The 20,731-nt window shown below is 57.7% G+C and carries 10 protein-coding genes; 2 read left to right on the forward strand and 8 right to left on the reverse strand.

The genetic code is table 11. From position 1 onward, the window contains the following. Window positions 1–611: 611 nt before the first annotated feature. The 6 genes from QWE_RS23670 to QWE_RS23695 all read right to left on the reverse strand — a co-directional run bounded on the left by QWE_RS23670 (window position 612) and on the right by QWE_RS23695 (window position 15,920). Complete coding sequence (locus QWE_RS23670) at window positions 612–8,930, reverse strand: two-partner secretion domain-containing protein (protein WP_006728717.1); 8,319 nt, start codon at window positions 8,928–8,930, stop codon at window positions 612–614. A gap of 372 nt (window positions 8,931–9,302) precedes the next feature. Continuing rightward, window positions 9,303–10,070 (reverse strand): tetratricopeptide repeat protein, encoded by a 768-nt coding sequence (locus QWE_RS23675; protein WP_006728718.1) that lies wholly within the window; start codon window positions 10,068–10,070, stop codon window positions 9,303–9,305. Window positions 10,071–10,267: 197 nt separating this feature from the next. Continuing rightward, window positions 10,268–12,295, reverse strand: coding sequence for a filamentous hemagglutinin N-terminal domain-containing protein (locus tag QWE_RS23680; protein WP_240532610.1), 2,028 nt, complete (start codon window positions 12,293–12,295; stop codon window positions 10,268–10,270). Then, window positions 12,292–13,248 (reverse strand): ChaN family lipoprotein, encoded by a 957-nt coding sequence (locus tag QWE_RS23685; RefSeq protein WP_240532611.1) that lies wholly within the window; start codon window positions 13,246–13,248, stop codon window positions 12,292–12,294. Before QWE_RS23685 ends, QWE_RS23680 begins: the two co-directional genes overlap by 4 nt. Then, a complete protein-coding gene (locus tag QWE_RS23690) occupies window positions 13,245–13,904 on the reverse strand; it encodes an invasion associated locus B family protein (protein WP_006728721.1) in 660 nt (219 codons plus the stop codon). Before QWE_RS23690 ends, QWE_RS23685 begins: the two co-directional genes overlap by 4 nt. Window positions 13,905–13,907: 3 nt before the next feature. After that, window positions 13,908–15,920: a ShlB/FhaC/HecB family hemolysin secretion/activation protein gene (locus QWE_RS23695; protein ID WP_240532612.1), complete on the reverse strand. Its 2,013-nt coding sequence runs from the start codon at window positions 15,918–15,920 to the stop codon at window positions 13,908–13,910. 533 nt (window positions 15,921–16,453) lie between these two features. Here QWE_RS23695 and QWE_RS23700 point away from each other — a divergent pair. Further along, on the forward strand, window positions 16,454–16,765 hold the full coding sequence (locus tag QWE_RS23700; RefSeq protein ID WP_157790756.1) for a hypothetical protein: 312 nt from the start codon (window positions 16,454–16,456) through the stop codon (window positions 16,763–16,765). A 161-nt stretch (window positions 16,766–16,926) separates the two neighbouring features. Here the strand turns inward: QWE_RS23700 and QWE_RS23705 are convergent, their stop codons facing one another. Then, on the reverse strand, window positions 16,927–17,253 hold the full coding sequence (locus QWE_RS23705) for a helix-turn-helix domain-containing protein (RefSeq protein ID WP_240532613.1): 327 nt from the start codon (window positions 17,251–17,253) through the stop codon (window positions 16,927–16,929). Window positions 17,254–17,725: 472 nt separating this feature from the next. Continuing rightward, window positions 17,726–18,364 carry an SOS response-associated peptidase gene (locus tag QWE_RS23710; RefSeq protein ID WP_040300931.1) on the reverse strand — a complete coding sequence of 213 codons (639 nt, stop codon included), beginning with the start codon at window positions 18,362–18,364 and terminating at the stop codon, window positions 17,726–17,728. A 458-nt stretch (window positions 18,365–18,822) separates the two neighbouring features. Here QWE_RS23710 and QWE_RS23715 point away from each other — a divergent pair. Beyond that, window positions 18,823–20,731, forward strand: a 1,909-nt coding sequence (locus tag QWE_RS23715) for a DUF5801 repeats-in-toxin domain-containing protein (protein WP_006728726.1), incomplete at its 3' end; no start/stop codon positions are given.

Raw genomic sequence — 20,731 nt, forward strand, 5'->3', positions numbered from 1 at the left:
CCTGAGCAGTGACGTGCATTTGGCAGGACGCGATCGTTCAGCGCGTCTCCTCAAGAATGTTGTTTACTTCCACGGGTGTCGAAGCGCCATCGAGCTAAATATTGGAGTCGGTGTTGCCTGGACCAAAAATGAGCCGAGGGCAGCACGCGATGGGATAATGTTTAGTCTAAATTACACATCAGTTTGCGGCTTTCCTAGCCGGGCTGATGCTCGGACTGCCCTATGTCTAACGTTTTGACTATAATGACCTGAACGCCCTATGCGCCGCAATGCTGTAGTATAAGGCATCCCAATGGAGAAGTTCGAGTCCTCAATCCAATTAAGAGCTAAAGATATCCATCCCTCGGAACCTATTGAAAGCGCCGTGCCAATAACATCGCGATACGGAAATGGAGCGTCTGACATACCTATTTTACATTCGTCAGACAGATAATGCCTCAGATTGTCCTGAAAATCATTGTATCTAATGCGGAGCAGTGGAAGAAGAGCAACCGATGACGGATGTTCGTCACTGATCGCGTATGTATTGCCTCCTATAGAATATAACCACTGATGGTGATGCTTATCAAAGAAGAGGTGCATCCCATTTTCTTCACATAATATCGGCATATTCACATTCCTGTGCTGTGATGAATTGTTATGCCGTAATTACTCATAGTTGTCACGAATTGGGCCCTTCTTTCTGGCGTCCAGTTTTGGAAGTATGTCCCCGATTTTTCATTTGTACTAAATGTACCGTCAGCGTTTCGCGTTAGCATCCCAGCGACTGTAGCGTCTTTATTCGATCCAATCGAAGCTGCTAAGGTTCTGTGAAACGACGGGCTGTTTTTCGTCGTAACCACGAATGTGGCGCTGTTAGTATCAAAGATAAACTCGACCCCTTTTTCTCCGGGGTCAAACTTTGACAGCAACTGGATAGATTTCGAGTTTGCGTTGACTCCGATTGTTCCCGCTATAGGCCCGGCCCCGTTCCAGCTCGGGATGTCCCTGTTGAACTTCCCGCCCAAAAACCTGACACCAATCGTCGCCATCGCAATTGACATTGCAATGCCCTGCGAAAGAAGTTGTTTAATCTCCTGTGCTTCGGGCGAGTCGGGATTGGCAGTTATGAACTCGCGCATTTCACGTTCGACCGTGGCATCCGCCACATAGTCATCCAGCATTCTTTGAGAAAGCGTCTTGAGATAAACAGAGTCTTCCCCGCCGAGCGTGCTTAGAGCGGCAGCGATACGAACGCTCGCTGCTTGACCGCTTGGTCCCCCATTCTTCAAGATATCGATCAGCTGATTAAACTGGGCAGAATCAATCTGGCCGTGCTGGCTGGCCATAACGATCTTCGTGAGCGTCATGGTGATGTCGATGCCATCGGCAGCAAGAGCCGGAGCCTCGTTCTGGAGATTGCTACCGACGATGCTTTTTGCCGCGTCGGCGTAATTCTGAATCGCTGCGGCATCAAACTTGCCTGATGATTTCAGAGTTTCGAAGTGGCTTAGGTCGCCGCGAATGAGCGCAAAAGCCAGAGCGCATTCCAGCGCCTCCTGCAGTGCCTTATCGCCACCTTGCGCTAACTTCTGCTCGATAAAGTTTGCCACGTCCTGTGTTGCCAGCGGCCGCACTTTGGAAATCTCAACGCCACAGGGCCCGTTGGTGCCGCAGGCGGTACGAACCATGAGGTGGCCGCTCGTCGGATCGCGATACAGTTCCTCGCCCTGCTGGATCAACATGATCGATTTGAGTATGTCCTCGTGGCCGAGGTCGCTCTGCTTCAATGCCTCGAAGGATCTGCGTTCCTTCAGCATGGCCTGGAAGCGCGGTGTCTTCATCAACTCTTCGGCTTCGGCAGGTGTCGCCCCGCCATACAGAATGGCCTCGCGATACTGGTCTATCGCCTGCGGACCTTCTGCCGCAATCCAACCCGGAACTATCGCATTCTGGGCCTGGCTGTACCGAAGGGCAAAATCCAGATTACGTTTGAGGTTGGCAAGGGCCTCGACATCAAGCTCACCCGAAAGCTTGGTGTGACTGTCCTTCGTGACCTCCTGATACTTCGAGGCGTCCTTGTTGATGGACGCGAGGAGCTGCCCGGTTGCCGCCTTGTCCGCTTCCGTTCCAGCAACACCATCCTTGTCGGCGTCGCGAATGGTGACTTTCAGATCACCGGAGGCATCGAGCGTAGTGCGGGTTTCGCCCTGCTTGTCCTTCTGCTCGTAGGAGACACCGACAGAGCTTAGCCCGCCGCCGCTGAGGCCGATCGAACCGCCGACGTTTTTGTACTGGTCAGTGTCCTTCAGGTCGGCGACAGCGAGCGTGCCGGTGTCAAGTTTAATATCGCCGTCAGTGGCCTGAAGGAGCGCGCCGACCAGCGTCGTATCCTGACGGACCTTGATGTCGATGCCGTCTACGGCAATGATGCCCCCGCCAAAGGACCAGGCTTTTGAACCATCTTCCTTCGAGCCACGGACACCGAACTCAGCGGGATTAACTCCAATGGTCAGGCCGAAGGAAAAGCCGTCGCGCCAACCCTGCGCCTGCGGAGACAGGACGGTAAGATCGCGTCCGACATCAAGCTCAACCGTTTTGCCAGTGATATTGCCACCCAGTAGCGCCGTATCGCGACCCGACACCAGTGACACATTGCCGGCTGCGGTGATGGCAGCATTCGTCAACCGCTCGTCATAGCCCTTGGATTTGCCGATATCGAAGCCGATTGAAGTCAGCGAGAGCTGCAGGCCGAAGGAGGATGACTTGTCCTTGGCGTAGTCAACAAGGGCGGCGAGCAGAATGTCTCGGCCAGCTTGAACGGAAACATTACCCCCGGACACCAGCTTCGTGCCCTGATCGAGAATTACGTCCAAACCGGCTTTCATGACGATATCACCGCCAGCAGTCAGTTCGGAAATCTGGCTCTCGCTCCAGCGCTGCTCACTCTTCCAGGTGGAGAATCCGACTCCCATACTCGATGCAACAGAATTCAGCGTAAGCTGACCGGTTGCGGCATCCCGGAACTGTCCCAATGGGTCCAGCATTCCGCCAATCGGGTTGGCGAGCGATGGGCCCTTGGCTGCTTGGCCGGCACTATGAAAAGCGCTCAAACCACCAGTCGCCAAATTGACCACCGCCAAACCTGCCGCCAGACCATTATCAGCATTGGCAAGAGCTGCGAGCTTCGCCGCGACGGGGTTAATGCCAGCAAGCCCGGACAGGACCTGTCCGCCCGAGCCGCCTTTCAGCGCAGCATCGATACCAGCCGACCCTGGGAAGCTCAGGCCGATATGGAAACCTTTCTCCGTAAAGTAGAGAGCATCCTGTGCCGCTTCGAGCCGGATCGTGTCATCCGTCTTCATCAGAAGGTCATTGACGGCCGCAATCTTTGCACCCGTGCCCGTAATAGGGCCCTTGGCATTGAGTGAAACATCGTTGCCAGAAAGTCGGGTTACGGAGGTGTCGACAGTATTCCATTGCTGTTTGACAGAGCCCCAGCCGAGTCCCTGGAAACCCCATTCCTTGTATCTGTTGTCAACTGCCTGGCTGACAACGCCCATGTCGATTTTGCCGGTGGCGTCGATCGAAAGCTTGTCGAAGGCGCTGATCAGCGCTCCATCGAGTAGAACATCGCCAGGAGCGTTGCCTTTTGCGCAGAGGCTGCCGCCATCGCAGACCCCGTATCCTGCCAGGATCGACAGGTCGCCCACCAGTGACTGGGCGCTCGCCTCAGCCGTGGTGATCTCGTTGCGCAGAACTGTGATCCCAGACAGGAAACCGCGCTTCTTGTAATCCTCTGCGACGAAACTGTCTTTCAGCGTCTCAAAGGTCACATCACGACCGGCTGCGAGCAGCATATCGGTCACGGAACCAAGTGTGCCGCCGCGATTGACGATATCCTGGTCTGCGACGATCGTAAGATCCCGCCCGGCAGAGATGGAGGCAAGGTTATAGTCGGTCCGGAGGCTTCCGCAGGCCTTGCCAACGCATCCGTCTTGAGAATCGACATTGCGAGTATAACGCTGCGTTTCGTTGATGAGCGAACCGCCAATCCGAAGGTCAATATCGCCCGCCGAGGCAAGTGTGCCGCCCCGGTTCAACAGATCTCCATCGGTTGCCATAAACAGCGTTCCCGCAGAGACGAGACCACTGTCGCTGCGACCACCGGCAAGCGCGCGGTCGCGCTCATCGAGATCAATGAGGCGCTCGTTCAGGATGGCGGACGCGGAAATCGAGGCAAGTCCAGAGGCGACAATTGCCCCGCTGTTGTTCAGCTTGCCGTCAAGCTCGATCAGGAGATCATCAGCGGCAATCAAACCGGCGCCACGTCCAACGCGCAGCAGTTCATCCTGCGAGGGCAGGTACAGCCGGGGAACGAGCACCGGCTTGCCGTCGATGATGCGGGTCTCATGCCATACCATCGGCTTTTCCAGGGCGGCACGCTGAGCCTCGGTCAAAGCCACTCCGTATTGCGCCCCAGTGCTTGCCGCGAATTCCGCCGCATTGCGGTAAAGCTGCTCCCGTTGTTCTTCCACAGTAAGGGACGGATCGACGATCAGATGGGAACCTGTCTGTTGGCGGGCCGCCTCGGCAAGAGCCTTGGCTTCCGCGACTGGATCTGCATAGAAGGTCAGCGCCGCGCCATCTATGCGTGCCGAGCCGAGCAGGCGCGCAGCTTCCGCGGAACCGGTAACGCGCACGAGATTGCCGAAATCGGAGGCGTTGACGCTGTGGAGATTGCGCGCTTCGAAAGCCCCGAGGTCGAGAGGCGGAACCGAGACATCGTCCAGTATGAAGTTTACGATGCCCAACTGGTCTGCGGCGTTTCCACTGATGCCACCGGGCGTCGTGCCGCTGTAATTGCCGAAGCCGGAGCCATCGATGCCGCCGGGCGTGTTGAGGCCGTTTTGCAACTCGCCCGCCTCGATCGACACAAGGCTTCCGGAAAGCGTACCGCGATTGCTAATTGCCGCTCCTGCGTCGATTAACAGAGAGCCGCCCGACTTTATCATGGAGCCGACACCGACGGTGGCGGTCCCAACATGTGTTTTGGTAACGTTGCCATAGGGTCCACTCCCGACCTCGGCCATACGGTTGCCGATCATGATCACGTCGGGAATGTTGTTCGGATCGATACCGAGCGCAGCCAAGTCAAGCAGACTCGCCACGTCAGCGTATTCGATGATCTGGACGGCGCCGCCGTCCATGACCCCATCCTTGTATTTCTGTTTGCCCGAATAGGTGATCGTCAAAGGAGACTTGCCCTTCGAAATGACGATCATCCGGTTGCCGCCTTCAGCGCGTCCTGCAAGAGCCGGGTCTTTGAAAACGGCAGGATTGAATTGTGCCACGAGCCATCTTGGATCGGCACTGACAGGTGCATGAAACTTGCCGGACCCGTTATCCATGAAACCGCGAACACCGCCCCATTGCACGCGGTAGTGGTCAATGGTGCTGCTGACCATGTCGTTGAGGACACGGTTCATGTCGATGGACAGGTCGTTGACTGCAAGGATACGACCTTCGCGGTTTTCAAGGGCATCACCTGTAATCGCCATGTTGGCGCCAGCGCGGATGATGCCGGGCAATCGAACGCGCACAATCCCGGAGAATTCATCGCGCGTGGCAGTCATCGTCCCCCAGTATCGCGCAGGGCTACTGGTACGCTCGGTCGCATAAAGAATGCTGAGATCACCGAGCTGGTAATAGTCCTGTGCGCTGTCCGTTCCGTCCAAAGCGGTATTGATCAGGGCAGCCACCTTGACCTGCATGTCAGCACCGCTTTCAATGCGGGCTGAGGCGTTGGTCAGCGTTGCCAGGACCTCGATTGCAAGGTTCCCGCCGGCGAATATACGACCAAGGCTGTTGTCGAGATTGCCGCGTATGTCGAGGGCCATGTCGCCGCTGGACTTCATTGCGGCGTTTGTTCCGACATTCGCAAGCGAGGCGGCCTGGGCCCTCAATCCCGCTCCGGCATGGATCAGCGCTTCGTTGGTCAGCAGGCCGCCAACCACGACGTTCAGTGTTCCCGGTGTCAGGATCGAACCGAGATTGTGCAGGTTTCCACTGACGGAGGTCTCTATTGCCCCGGCGTCGATTTTGCCGCTGGCACTGTTGATAAAATTGCCTTTGACATCGAGGCCCAGCTTGCCTGCAACGGTGAGCAGCCCCGCATTCGTGAAGGACGATCCCAAGATGAGATCGAGATTGCGGGCCACCACACGGGCAGACGAAGAGCCAGGACTATAGCTGTATGTTTGAAGGCGCAGGTTTCCACCTGCTTCGATCGATCCGCTGTTCCCGACGTTCGCCGCCGCCGAAAGCAGGGCGCCGTTGGCCGAAACGATCTGACCGAGATTGGAGAGGGTCCCGGAAAGGTTTATGGTGAGTTCGCCAACCGGTACCGGGCCATTCTCCGTTTCGCGTGTGGAGCCAGCATAAATACGCCCTGCCTGCTGGTTATCGAGGATCTGCGCCGATGCGATAAGTCCCTCGCGACCGTGCAAAAGACCGGAATTCGATAATGCCGCGTCTGCAGAAAGTGTGAGCGCTCGGCTGGAAGTGACTGAACCTGCCTCGTTGATGATACTGCGTGACGCCAGAATGGCTATGTCACCGTTGCTGGCAATACTTGAGCCGGGACCGCTGTTGATCAGATCGGCCACATTCAATTCCAGATCACCGGCGGCATGGATGGAGCCGCTGTTAGCAAGAAGTCCGGAAACGGTTGTTTTCAACGTTGTGTCAGAAACGAGTTTGCCGAGATTGACCAGATCGCCGGCGACCCGGGTTTCTATTGTCTTGGCGAGGATTTCGCCGCTTGCCGCATTCTGCGCAGCCTGTCCGGCCTGCAAGATCAAATCCCCGGACGCAGCGATTAGCCCGCCGTTTCGCAGAGTGCCCGATAGGGTGATTGCTACGTTTGCCGCATATGTCCCAATTAATGCCGCTGACCCGGAATTGTTGAGATCTGCTGCCACGAGTGTGAGGTCAGAATTCGAACTGATTGCACCGGTGTTCGTGATCGTGCCACCGGCTCTGATTGCGACGGTTTCGAGTGCGCTGATCGCTCCGTTGTTGCGGAGGTCATTCCCAAGGATAAGCGCTGCCTTGTTAGCCGCCAGTTGAGCGCCCTGTGAGTTGGCGATGTAGCTCTGGGCGTCGAGTTGGAGTTCGCCTAGTGCGCTAATTTTTCCGTCATTTGTAATGCTTCCGTCCGATAGAAGCGCGAGCGTCGTTTCAGAGAGGATGCTTCCCAGATTGCTGAGATTACCTTGCGTCGTTATCTTGAGCGTTCCCGCTTTGATGACACCCGTTGCATCAATGATCGCGTCGCGAGCGTTGACCGCAAGCTGGCCGCTTGAAAGGAGTACGCCGGCATTCCTGAAATTGCGGACATCGAACTGGCGATCGTCAGTCGTGAAGACGCCGGTGTTCGAAATCACCAGGTCCCGGAACGCCATGGAAAGTGCTGGATAGCCCGCGGTATCAATCCGTGTCCCGATTGTCAGTTGATCGGCCGCGTTGATGAAGACCGGGGAGGTCTTTTTGAACTGGGTGCCGGCACCGATCTCAACATTGGTCGCCGTGATCGATCCCTGGGTTTCAGCTTCGAACCAGGTCGATGTCATCGCGACATCCCGAGCCCTGATATCGATATTCGGCGCGACAAGGGTCGCGGTGTCGGTGGCAAGTTTGTCTGTTGCGCGCAGGTTCATATCGCCGGCGCTGGCGACAATGCCGGACAGAGAAGCAGTTCCGCCAGACTCCACCGTCAGCATATTGCCGGATTTGAGGACTGCACCGGAAACGATGTTGGCATTTGCGAGGATGGAAAGGCCGCGACCACCTTCTACGGTTGCCGTCTCAAGCAGAGAAACATCGTGGGCAGTGATGGAGATTTCCCCCTGGGCCGCCAAATCACGCGCAATCTGAAGCGTGCCTGCTGCACGAAGTTCAGCGTTGCCGGCCACTCCGCCCGAAACCAGCTGGATCTGACCGGCGGAGACAAGCGAAAGCGCGCCCGGCAAGAGATCGCCATTGGCATCGAGCATCCCAAGAGCCTGGATATTGCCCGTCAGCGAAATACCTGTGTTCAGATCGCTGGAAAGTGCTGCGATCGATGCCGCGCGTACAACACCAGCCGCGCTCGATACGATCCCCTGGCCTGCTGCATCACCGTCGATGGCCGTCGTTTTGCCCGTTGAACCATCCGTCCGATTGGAGCCGGCGCTGAGGTTGACACGACCGCGTGCATCGATCAGGCCATCGATCCGGATTGACTTTGCGTCAAGCCGGATCTCGTCCGGCGACCGGCTGTCGGCAGCTGAAACACCGGTGCCGGAAATGGTGATGTCGCCGGATTTCGTTTCGAATCCCACCGTGCCCGCGGTGTAGTCGACAAGCGGCGTTCCGGTGGTCAGCGTCGCGCGGCCCGTGTTGATAAAACCACAACCCATGCAATCAATGCCATTGGGATTGGCCACAATCACGTCAGCACGCGAACCAAAGACCTCCGTGACGCCATTGAGGTTGGAGCGTCTGCTCCCCGTGACTTCATTGACGATGATCTTGGCGGAACTGCCACCGACGAGATTGGGGTTGGATTCGACCTTGCCGCCGATGATCGAGGTTCCGCCCAGCCCGGAATTGTTCAGGATCAGACCGCGCGCATCTATATTGTACTCGCGCAATTTGTTGTGACTGACGCCGCCGCTCGATGGCTTGACGATGTCCAGCGTCGGCGTTCCATTCCCTGAAGACGTCACATTTGGACGAAATTCAATTGGCGCGGTGGGGTCTGTGATGACCTGGGCACTGGCGGGCGCAAATGAACCGGCGATCGTCGTCAGCACCAGACTTGCCGACGTCACCAATGCGGTCGCTTTCTTGACCAGCTTGCCCGGTCTGGTCTTGCGGTTCAGCACTTTGACCACCATCGCATTCATTCGCGTACTCCAACTTACAAGGGCAATTGAATTCGTGTTCGCTCAGGCGCAAACGGTTTCATCAGCAGTCGTTTATGAAGACGGTCCACACATATTGCGTGGTCCATCCCGGATGGCGGTAGACTGGCCGGGATCGCTCGCTCACATTGGCGATCGTTGCACCCGGCCTGCATTTTTCCAGGAGCGCCTTTTTACAGGAATGCTCCGTTGGCGTGACAATCGAGTTGTTGCACTGCGCCGACATAATCCTGTCCCCGTTCCCTGTGGCCACGGGGTGCGGATCGGTCGGCCGGCAGCCAGCAGCAATGACCAGAAGAAGGCAAAGGGGCAGAAACCCGGTCATCTGCACTAGCCATGCACTCATCCTGCTGCTCAATTGGCTTCAGCCTTTTCAGCAGGTTTCCAGTTGCGGGCACGCGCCTGGGCGTCCTCGATCTCTGTCGGTGTCATGCTCGCTGTCAAACGCTCGAGAGCGTCACGCGCACCCGGGTGTCCGCGCTCATTGGCGAGATTGTAATAGAGGTGAGCACGGATCGGATCGGCCGCCACGCCTTCACCATTTTCCAGCATCTCGGCGAAACCGTAGAGCGAAACCGGGTTTCCCAGCGACGCGCCCTGTTCGAACAGCTTCACTGCCCTGGAGAGGTCCTGACCGGTTCCGGTCCCGGTGCGAAGAAGTGCAGCCTCCATGTTGCGCGCGCCGGTATGCCCGTTTTGCGAGGCCTTCTCGTAATAACCAAAGGCAATCGCAGGATCCTTGGCGCGGCCAAGACCATCGAGAGCAAGACCTGCGCAATTGAACTGCGCTTCCAGATTACCGAGATCGGCAGCCTTGCAGATCAGTTCAGACGCAGCGGCAAAGTCTTGACGGACATTTTCGCCGCGAAGATGCATGAGACCCAGCCGGTTCATGGCTGCAGCAGAACCTTTTTCCGCAGCGGCAATATAGAGGGCACGTGCTTTGACCGAGTCCGGCGTAAAGCCCACGCCAAGTTCGACCATCCGTGCCAGATGAAAGCCGGAATCACCGTCGCCCTCGTCGAAACCCTCGGCAAATGCCTTCGCCGCATTGGCAAAGTCCTTCTTTTCGAGAAGCGTCTTGCCATCCTCAAGCGGGCCAGCTGAAAGGGGCTGCGCCAAACCCAATATGCCCATAAGCGCGATAGCGGCCAGGGAGGTGAGAGTGGGTCGGCGGCATGGGGTGGTGCGCATAGATTGAACTCCGTGATCTCGACTTTCCGGGTCATGCCCGGGAGCGGTTTCGTCTTTTTCTGGTGCCGTGAGATTTGGAGCTACGGCGAACAAGAAGGGTGATTTCCGGTGAATTCGGACTGCCATCATCGCCCCACCAACTGCTGGAAGAGCCCGATAGAATCCAGGCCGAACGGGTATTCTTCGCCTGCCGTTTCCTTGGAGGTCTCGATACCTGATGAGGCCAAGACACCATCTCGTGCCCGCAGCGTGCCGGCCGTCACCTGAACCGGACGGAAGGCATTGATCGTGATGCTGCCTTGAGGTGCATCAAAAATGCCGCCCTGATCGCCGGTCCCGATCCACGCGGTCGATCCGCCCCAAAGATTGTAAAGGCCGGCTGGACGCTGAACGACGGTCGGGATTGAGCCACCTTCCAGCACCACGGTGGGAGCAGTCGCATTGATGCTACCGTAGCTGATGATCTGGCCATATCTGTTCTGGATCGAGGATGAGGCGCGCAGTTCGATATTGCCGTTGGCATTGATGGCGCCACCCGAGATATGTGTCGTGGAAGAGCCATAACCGATGCAGAACAATCTGCAGCGCCTGATGAACTGCAGTGAGCCGGACAGACCGCCTTCGTTCAGTATGTTCGTCCCGTCAATCAGCACCGATCCGGTGTTGGCATTGATCGAACTGCCGCGGTTGGTGATGTTTCCACCGGCCTTCATCGCGACACTGTCACCGATGATATAGGCCTGCTGGCCCGGTACCCGCTGTTGACCATAATCCAGGCTGATGGTTTCGAGCGTTTCGCGCGATTGCCAGAGGGAGTACCAGAGCCGCTTGCCGTCCTCCTTCTGGTAATGCCAGACACCTTCGCCGTTGAGGACATCGGCGATGTTGAAAATATCGCCGTCTGCCTCGAGTATCGTCTCGCTGTTCGAGAGGAACCTGCCGGTATTGTTGATGATGGAGCCTTCGGCGCGGACATCAAGATTGTCCGTGGCTCCGAAAACGATTGCGAGCTGATCCGCATTCTCGCTCAGCAGAGCGATATCCCCTGCCGCCTTGAGGGTCGCGGCGCCTTTGGAGTCCGCATTCGTTCCGTCGCGGCTGCTGCCGCTCATCAGAACACCTGTGTTTTGGATGTCACCCGTTCCGGCAAGCAGCGTCAAGGCGCCGTTGATGGCTTCAATTTTGCTTTGTGGCTGACTGGACAGCGACCGGGCCTCGATCGAGCCTGCGTTGATGTGGACATTGCGCTTCGCTTCAATCGAACCGCTCGTTGTGACTTTGCCAGAGGCGTCGATCACGAAATCACCGAGCTTTGCGAGCCCGTTGCCCGCGTGACTGACACCTGCGCCGTTGCTGGTCGCGCGGATGCGAACCGTATTGGCTTTGAGCGTTCCGCGCGACGTTATTTCAATGGCGACAGAATTGTCGTTGCTTCCCTCATCGATCATCCGCCCCCAGTTCTCGAGATCGGAGTTCGGCACGATCGCTGAATCGTATTCAACGGAACTGCCGCCCGCGGTTATCTCGATAGATGAGCGCAGCTGCAGGGAGTCGTTTTCGACAGGACCGTCGATCCGGATCCGATCTGCCAGCAAATGCAGGGTAGACATTGCGCCGGAGAGGCCGCCCGCGCCGATATTGATCGTCCCACCGGCCGTCTTGAGCACAACATTATCCTGGAAGGAGCCAGATGTGATCTGCCGGCTGACAACAGATGCCGTGCCGGTAGAGAGCACGACACCTCCGGTATTGCGGAAGCTTGCTCCGTCGACGGCAATGCCGTTCGGATTTGCAATGATGACATGGGCGCGGGCACCGAGCACTTCCAGAGGACCGTTAAGGTTCGAAATGCGGGAAGACGTTACCTCATTGAGAATGGTGCGTGCGTTGACCGTCCGGTTGTCGAGATTGACGCCGAGCGGATCGACGGAAAATTCCGTATAGCTGTTGTGGCTGATGGCCGATGTCGGGTTGCCGACTGGCGCGATCTGGACATTCGTGGCGCCGCCAGTGGGGTCGATACTGGTGGTCGTATTGCTGCCTCCGTCGGGAATGACTTGCGCACTGGCGGGCAGTGAGACGCCGCACAGCAGCAAGGACAGGCTCGCTGCGAGAACAGGCTGCATGTTTGCCAAGTGGAACGTAGGTCTCATCTGGAGATCGACTCCCCTGAATTGCTCGTCAGCTTTATCAAAGCGCATGGGTCGGCCTGCTCGGCCTTGCCGACGATCCAAAGGTAATCGAAGAGCGCGCGCTCCTCGTCAGTGATGTTTTCACCTTCGGCGAAAGCACCAACGGTCAGAACCGACGCCTCTGCCTGCGCAAGGGCCTGATAAAGAGAACGGTCCTTCCGGCTGTGGCCTCGACCGACTTGCAGCAGGACACCATGCTTCAATTCCCCGGCCTGCTCCGCCGCGTCTGCCATGGAAAGATCCCGGCGGATCTGATGGTCGGCGTTTAGCCCGGCCTGCCGGTCCGAGATCAATCCGCAATGCGCAGCCATCATTGCTGTCGTCCAGCTTTGACGGATGGAAGTTTCCGCGGCACCGAGGCGTTTGCGGATCGCGTTTTTCTCGTCTGGCGTCAGCTCGCTGGGGCGACCTTCGTTCTCCGCCAGATCGCCGCCCCGTAACGGAGCGCGAAGGCTGAATGCGCGTTGGACGAGAGGCAACCAGTTGTCGAATGCTGGCCAGCCTCGTGTCCACCATTTCAGCTCTGTACCCAGTCCGGCCGGGCTCTCCGGGTGCATTTCGCGATAGCGGGCAATTACCGTGTCATCGTCGCGTGAAAGCATTTCCATGACGACGGTAATCCGACGATCATCCTTGGCCATAGCCGACAGCACGCAAGCCGACGCAACCGTCTGTTCCCTGACGCCATGCCGCTCACCAAAGAGCAGATAATCCACCTTGCCGACGCGACCAGCGAGGTCTGCAAACGAGATCGGGCGACGGCTGGACACCTCTTCGATCCTGCCTGGGCATTCTGGGAACTCGCCGGGTGCCGCCAACCCTTGCGCAGCCATTGATAGCCAGATTCCCGCCATCAGCCCGGCGGCCAGCACACGGGGCGCTATCCGCACGCCTATATCCTTGTCTGGTCTCATGGCGTGGCCGCATCCAGCGCGTCGATCCCCGCACTGATCCCACGAAGTGAAACCTTGAGCGGAATAGTGGTCGCCTTGGTGTCCTTGAGAGCGACCGTCAGAACGTTCCCTTTGCGTAACGCGCCGAGCAGCGAGCCGTTGAGAGCAAAGCCGGCATGGCATCCGGCGATGTTACAGGTCTCGAAGATAACGCGCTGAACCTGTCCACCATCGATCTTCAACTCAAGGCCTGCCGGCAAATAGACATTCAGCGGCGTCGAAATGATCGCGACCCGCTGCTTTCCTTGCCTCGCGATGTTGAACAGGAAGACGACATCTTTCCCGCCATTGACGGCCTGTGCCTGCTGCAGGCGGCATGTCGTGCTTTCCACTTTCGCAGTGGCAGTATCTGTCTGTTGTTTGCAGACCAGTTCCCAGTCGCCATAAAGCCTGGCTCCTGCGGCCGGTTCTGCCACAACACCGGAAGCGTCGTCCCGAACAGCTGGAGCCCCGCCGTCCTGCGCATTTGCTTTTGAGGCAGGAGCGGCCAGCAGCAATCCGACGACAAAAAGCGCCATGCCGATGCCGGGCGCCGATGCGAGCCACCGAGAACTGGGGCCGAGTTTGAGGCTGCTATCGCCGGCGTCTCTTGAAGGAGGATCGAACAAAACCGGCATGGCTTAAAAAACCTTCAAACGCATTGACATGAACAACTCACCTTTTTCCTCGCTGACGCGCTGGCTTCGATGATCTTCAGCAATCCTAAAGGCGTATCCGAGGTCGAAGGAAAGCCGGGGGCCGCCGTACCTAAGCCCCACCCCGCTGCCGACCCGATAGCCGGTGACTTCATTCGCGATGTCGCGGCCGAGCCCTGCATCGAGAAAGAGATAGGGGTTCAGACGCGAGAGGGACGATCGCGCCCATTCCGACGGCGAGGCGGATACCTGCACCGGGCCCTGGCTGTCTGATTGCGTGCTTGAGCCGGATTTGCCTAAAAGCCAGTCGACCGGCATGGCGAATGCGACCTCGTTTCGCCACACTGCCCCCTGGTCGGCCTTGAAGCTTCCGTTGGAGTAGCCACGGACCGAACTGCGCGAGCCGATCGTCATCTGTTCGTCGGAATAAAGCGCGGTTGCCGCCCATTGTGTCGACAGGCTGGAGGTAACGGAGGCATGCCCAGGAAAGACATAAGACCCAGAAAGGGAAGCATCCAGCTTTGTGAACTGGCTGTGGGGCGTAGACGCGTCGATATCGTCGGCGTCGTCGCGCGCGTTGAAGATTGACAGCCCCTGGCTGGCACCGATCCGGGCCGACAGGCTGGCGCGCTCGAAAAAGCGGCTGTAAGTCAGACCTGCCTGAAGCGGAGAGACGCGCTGGTCCATCAGTCCAACGCCGTTGATGTAACGGTTCTGTTCACGATGGGCGACCGAGAAATCGGCGACCAGCCGCTCGGTACGCGACGAATGTACGATCCAGTCGGCGCCCGCGCTGACGTTCCAGGTGGTCATGAACAACTCGGAAAGCGGGCCAAGGTCGATCATGTTTTCGGACCAGTCGCCCTTCAGCCGCATTGTGGCGCGTCCCACCGGAACAGCGATATTGCCGCTCAGTTCGTTGGTCTCAATGCCAGATTTAAGCGTCAGGCCCCACATGTCGTTGATGCCGATCAGATTGTCTTTCTCCGCCGTGATCCCGAAGCGAAGCTTGTCGACACCTTCGATCGATTCCGTGTCGTAGCCGCCGTAGAGCCTGAAGGCATCATCGACGCGGTTGGTGATCTGCACGTCGGAAGTCGCCGGCCTCTGGCCCGGCATGAGCTCCGCCTTTGCCTTGTTCGAAGGAACCCTGTTGAGACTGTCGAGGGTGTCCTGCAGGCGATCGACGTGCAGGACATCGTTCTTTGCAATTGTGCTGGTCAATGCGATCCGAGCGGATGGCGGCAACAAGGTCAGCCGTTCCAGATCGTCGTCTATACCCTCAAGCCAGGCATCGGCCCGCTGCACGAATTCGGATAGGGACGTGGACTTTGCCACATTGCCACTGAGCTCCCTCATTCGGGGGAAGAAACCCTTGTGAGGCTGCCGCTCCTCCTTGTAGACAATCGTATTGATCCGCCCGGGCACAACGCGAATTACAAGGGTCTTGCTGGCGGCGATGTCTTGCTCCGGCAACCAGGCCTGCGTCGTAGCAAAGCCTCTTTCGGCAAAAAGGCCGTTTACTGCCTTGAGCAATCCACCGACGCTTTCATTGCTCTGACAGGAAAGAGCGAAGGGTCTGGTCGCCTTCTCCACAGCTTGGCTGCCTACGAGTTGGTGGCCGCCTTCGATGCGGATGGCGTCTACGGGAAAACAGGGTGATGGACCCGACTTCGCATTGTCGGATGTGGGATTAGATGCGGGACCTGGGAATGTCTGGATCGTCAGGGCAGGCTCCTGCGATGCACCCACATCTGGCTCTGTCTCGACCGCGGTTGCCTCCGAAGGCGCCCGCCCTTCGAGTTGATCTCGTGACAATGTGGGTTGTGGCGCGAAGCAAAGAACTGCACAGAGAATGACGGCCGAGTTTCGCAACGCGGGTGACGTGAGTGACGTGGGTGCGACATACGCGATCACACTCCTGTCGGAGCCACCTTCTGTCGATGATTTGCTAGCTCCCGGAACGAGAAATCCCGCTCCGGCCAGAAATCTGGTCATCAATAAATTTCAACCCCATGTTGCTTAATGCCACGCATTAGCCAGTAGAGGATATTTGGCAAGACAACTCTAGCGCGCTTACGAAAAGAATCAGAAATGCGTTACCAAATTGCATCAGTCGTACGCCGGGCCTGTCTGAGACCGGAGCTGGTGAAGTGCTGCCTCCATGAATCCGGGGACCAAGTTCACGTCAGTATTTCTGACAAGTACATGCTATATTTGAATTTATCCTGTTTGATGAGGCAGAGCAGGCTCTCTGTATAGGCACAGTTGGATCGTGGCGGGAGACATGTTTAAATCCTTTGTCACTCGCTCTCTTCTGTCGCGCCGGATGGGGGCAGACTTGGAGCGTCGTGAACTGAAGTTTTGATCAAGACGATCGACCGAGGAAAGTCGAAACGACTTTTGCGTGTATTCTGTGATTTCGCGGATGGGAGGGCATGTCTGAAGATCTGTCGTCGGCGAAGGATGAGCCAAACCGGATGTCAACTTTCGTTTGTGAGGGGAAATGATGTTTGCGGATGGAGCGATCCATGCGGACAGACATGTCAGAAGAGGACGCGGCTCCTTTTGATCGCGGTCATTGCGATGGAAGGCAATCGCCAAACCCGGGGTGGATAAAGCTGCCACAGGCGTCTTCTCGCTTATCTTACTTGTGTCACCAGGTCTTGGTGCCGCCTTTGTCCCAGAATGAACGAGAGCTGACCAGCAGGGATGTGGCGGTGAAGAAGGTGCAGTGCCTCGATCTGATTGAGCTCGGTACGCCCTGGCGCAAGGATGATGAGACGGCCACTCGTGACGACCTCATTGATTTTGCCAGTATGCTGAGACGATCGGGCAGGTGAGAGCGGCTAGGTTGTGACTGGGCTTACAACGCCGTATTCATGCGGCAGGCTTCAATGCGACTAATGGGCTGCGCCATTTCGCCTGCTTCGGCGTGACACTTGTGGCCAGGCCCGCACGACATTCCATTGAATGGGCAAGCGGGCGCTCGTTGACGCGTAAGTCATTCGTCAGGATCGTCAAGCTGGGTAAAGATGAGCCCTGGGGTATCATCGACGTGGTTGTCAGGCCGGATAAGCGCGTTGACGGCCGGCACCCAGGGCTGAGGAACAAAAACCAGTTCAAGACCCAAAGCGCGTCCGATATTGATGAGCGTGACCGCACGTGCGGAGCTGCGTCCGGCTTCGATATCCTGGTATCGGAGCCGCGAAATGCCAGCTTGTTCTGCAACACGCTTCTGCGAGTAGCCGAGTTCCTTGCGTGTCGTCTTCAGTTTCTGAGCGATAAGCTGGAGATCTTCGGATTCAGTCGTCACTACAATGCCTTGCACGCTCACGGTTCCCACGTGTTCATGTTCAGGAGCCTTGAGTTCTTGTCAAGCAAGTCTCGCGTTGGAACACTTCTTCTTCAAAGCGGTCCTTGTCCGCTGCTGGGCATACTCCCTGCAGGTCCTTATGCCTGGACACAAGCGAGTGACCAGACGCTTTACGTCTTTAGATGTCTGCGCACGGACAACTCGGTCCAGTCGCCCACATCGTGGATGACCCCCCCACGTGGTTCATAGCCATGGCCTGTCCCGGAGCTTGGTCCGGTCCGAGGTTTTCCTTGGGGCGAAGGCGGCGTGCCAATCGGTGTTAAAACCCATTTCGGCCAGACAGGCATTCAATTTGTTCGCCTTCTTCGTTGTGAGCAAAGCAGAACGACCTTGTCCGCCTATTATTGTCCGATGAAACGGTAAATTGCCCCGCCTGCCGAAATCAGGGTCATGGCTATCAGCGCTGCGATCAGGAGCATTTCCCACCTCATGGGGTAACCGGCAGCAATACCAGCTGTTCTCTTGATAGCGGGCGTTGAAGATCCTTTGCCTCAGCCCAAGAGGCCTGAAGCCAGGTGTCCAGCTCTTCCTCTGTTGTCAGGATTACTGGCATCGCTTTGGGATGGATCGGCTTCACCACCTCGTTTGCCTCAGTCGTCAGGAACCCGAAAAGCTGGTGCTCCCCAGGTCTTGGGTTTTTCGTCGAGCCACGCTCGCCCTTCCAAGACGTCCAAATGCCGGCAAAGAAAGCGAGGGGCATCTCCTCATTGATTGCGAACCACCGTTTCGTTTTTTTCGGCTTGGTGTCTTCCCACTCACAAAATCTCGTCCATGGGACCAGGCATCGGTTCTCGGGTCCAAGCCAGCGGCGCCAATGCGGCGAGCTGGTGTTGCGGATATTGGTCACGCCGCTGTCAGGCTTGCCACCCGTAACGGAAGGAGGTGACGGCATGCCCCATGTCAGGTTGGTGAGCTCGCGGCCGTCTGCGGTTGCTCTGATGATCGGGGCCGCACGATCGGGATAGACATCCAGTGAAGGCGGCAAGTTGCCGACGTGATCGATCATCGCGCGGGTGATGGCGCGGATCGCTTCCTGGTTCGTGGTGATACTGTATAAATTGCACATCACGAGCCCCCTCCAAAGATTCAGAAGTTGCATTTCGGGCGGGTTCTTCGCAATCCCTGCTCTTCCGCGTAGCTGCTTGCCGTCACACTGCCATTGACGACAGACCCATGATGTCTTCGATGGCTGATAACATTATGGCGCCAAGTATTAGACACACTGAGGTCTTCTGCTGCGGACTTGCTCTGTTCCGGCAGAGGAACTCGATCGCTATTCACGAAGATCTGGCAGTCTCCACTTGCTGAAACCGTCCCGGTCTCGCGGCCCATCAGAACCCGCTCCCGATTGGTAAAATTTTAATAAACTACAGAAATTGTTTGCTTTTCACTCCCGAAATTAACTCCATTTTCAATAATGGTCGGTAGCGGCATAACCGGTTATGCGCAATGGGTTAACAGACTATTGCGCTCGCCCCTTCATCGCGATTTAACTGCGATCAACTTGTTAAGGGGTGAGTTACCATGTCCATCGAAGATCCGCGCCTGTCCAGCATCGACAATACTTCCGCAGCCGACGAGTTCGACTCCGCGGTCGAGCAGCATCTGGGTTTCGCAAGCGAGACCGTAGGCGGAATTGAAGTGGCTCAGGCGGAAACGCCCGACGCCGGCCGCACCGATCGCCTGCCGGCTCAGCCGCCGGTCGTGGTTGCCGCCGCAGTCGTTCCCGGCGAAGTGACGCCGAACGCCGAAAACATCGTGACCCTGCCCGCCGGCATCGAGCTCGACAATCTCGAGTTTCAGGTGGACGGCGAAAATCTGGTCCTCGTTCTGGCGGATGGCACCGAAATCACCGTGATCGGCGGCGCCGCCAACATCCCGACCTTCGTGATCGGCGATGTCGAGCTGCCGCAGGTCGCGCTCTTCGCCGCACTTGAGGAAAGCAACATCAACGTCGCGGCAGGTCCCGACGGCACCTTCTCGGCCCTGTCGTCGCCTGAGGCGAGCCGCAACTTCGTCGACAATGCGATCGATGCGGGCCCGGAAGACTTTGCCCTGGTGGATCTGCTGGGCGATACAAGCTTTGGCGACGAGGTGAATTCTGCCGCCATTTTCGGTGGCAATGGACGTCCGTCCATTACGACGCCTCTGACAGAGCCGTTCCTCTACGACGAAGCCGTCATTGTCGGCGGCGCAGGCCTAAAGGTCATCAGCGGCCGTCTGCCCTTCAATCCGGGTCCGGATTTCGGCACCATTTCTGCCATCGGCTTCGCTGGTGCATCTGATGTAGACGAAGGCGATGGTCTGAAGACCTTGAGCGGCTTCACCTCGGGCGGTCTTCCAATCACCGTCACGAGCTTCCCGGCGCCTACCGATGGTGCTGACCTCGACTTCCTCGCGCTCGAAGGTCGCGATTCCGCCGGCAATCTCATCTTCACCATTACGGTCACCAACCGTGTTACGGGTGACTTCACGTTCGAACTCTTCGGCAAGCTGGATCATCCAGACGCCGGCGAGAACGGCTCGCAGGCTGGTCTCGAGGATCTGCTGCGGCTCAGCTTCACCTACACGGTCACCGACCGCGACGGCGATTTCGTAACTGGCAACTTCAATATTGATATTCAAGACGACGCGCCGGTCGCCGAGACCGTCACGAATGCGGTGACGCTTGACGATGAAGCGCAGACGCTGTTCCCGGGTAATTCCGGCGGTAGCGGCGACGTCGCAGATGCGAAAGTCGCGACCGGTCCCGCCGGGGCGCTCTTTGCTCCTGGCGCGGACGGTGTGTCGGAGATGACGATCTCCGGCGGTGCGTTCCAGGTGGTCTTCTCGGAAAGTGGCTTTGCTCAGGTCGAAGACGTTCAGTGGGACGCTGGCGCCAAGGGCCTGGACGGTGCAACGACCTTCACCGCGACGGGTGCGTCGTCGGGTCAGATTGCCGCTGTTCTGAAGATCAATGTCGACGGTTCCTACTCGTTCGAGCTGAAGGCGCCTGTTGCGCATGAGACGGCTGGCACGACGGAAGAGAACAAAGAGATCACGATCGGCTTCACGGTAACGGACGGCGACGGCGACAAGTCGACCGGCTCGCTGAAGGTCCTCGTCAACGATGACGTTCCGGTTGCCAAGGACGTGGTTGTGGCGCGTGTTCTGGACGACGAAGCACAGGCCGTCTTCCCGGGCAACAACGGTTCGAACCTGCCGTTCAACGGCACGGATGCGAGCCCGAACTACAAGACGGTATCCGGTGGTCCCGGCACCCTGTTTACTGCCGGTTCCGACGGTCTGCAGGCTGTGACGCTGGTGGGTGCGAGCTTCTCGGTCATCTTCAAGGACAGCCAGGGCTTTGCCGGTCAGGAAAGCGTGACCTGGGGTGCTGGTGTGCCGGGCTCTGGCGGCTCGACCACGTTTACGGCAACCAGCACGAACTATC

Origin of the sequence: Agrobacterium albertimagni AOL15 (assembly GCF_000300855.1) — a bacterium.
Lineage (GTDB): Bacteria > Pseudomonadota > Alphaproteobacteria > Rhizobiales > Rhizobiaceae > Allorhizobium > Allorhizobium albertimagni.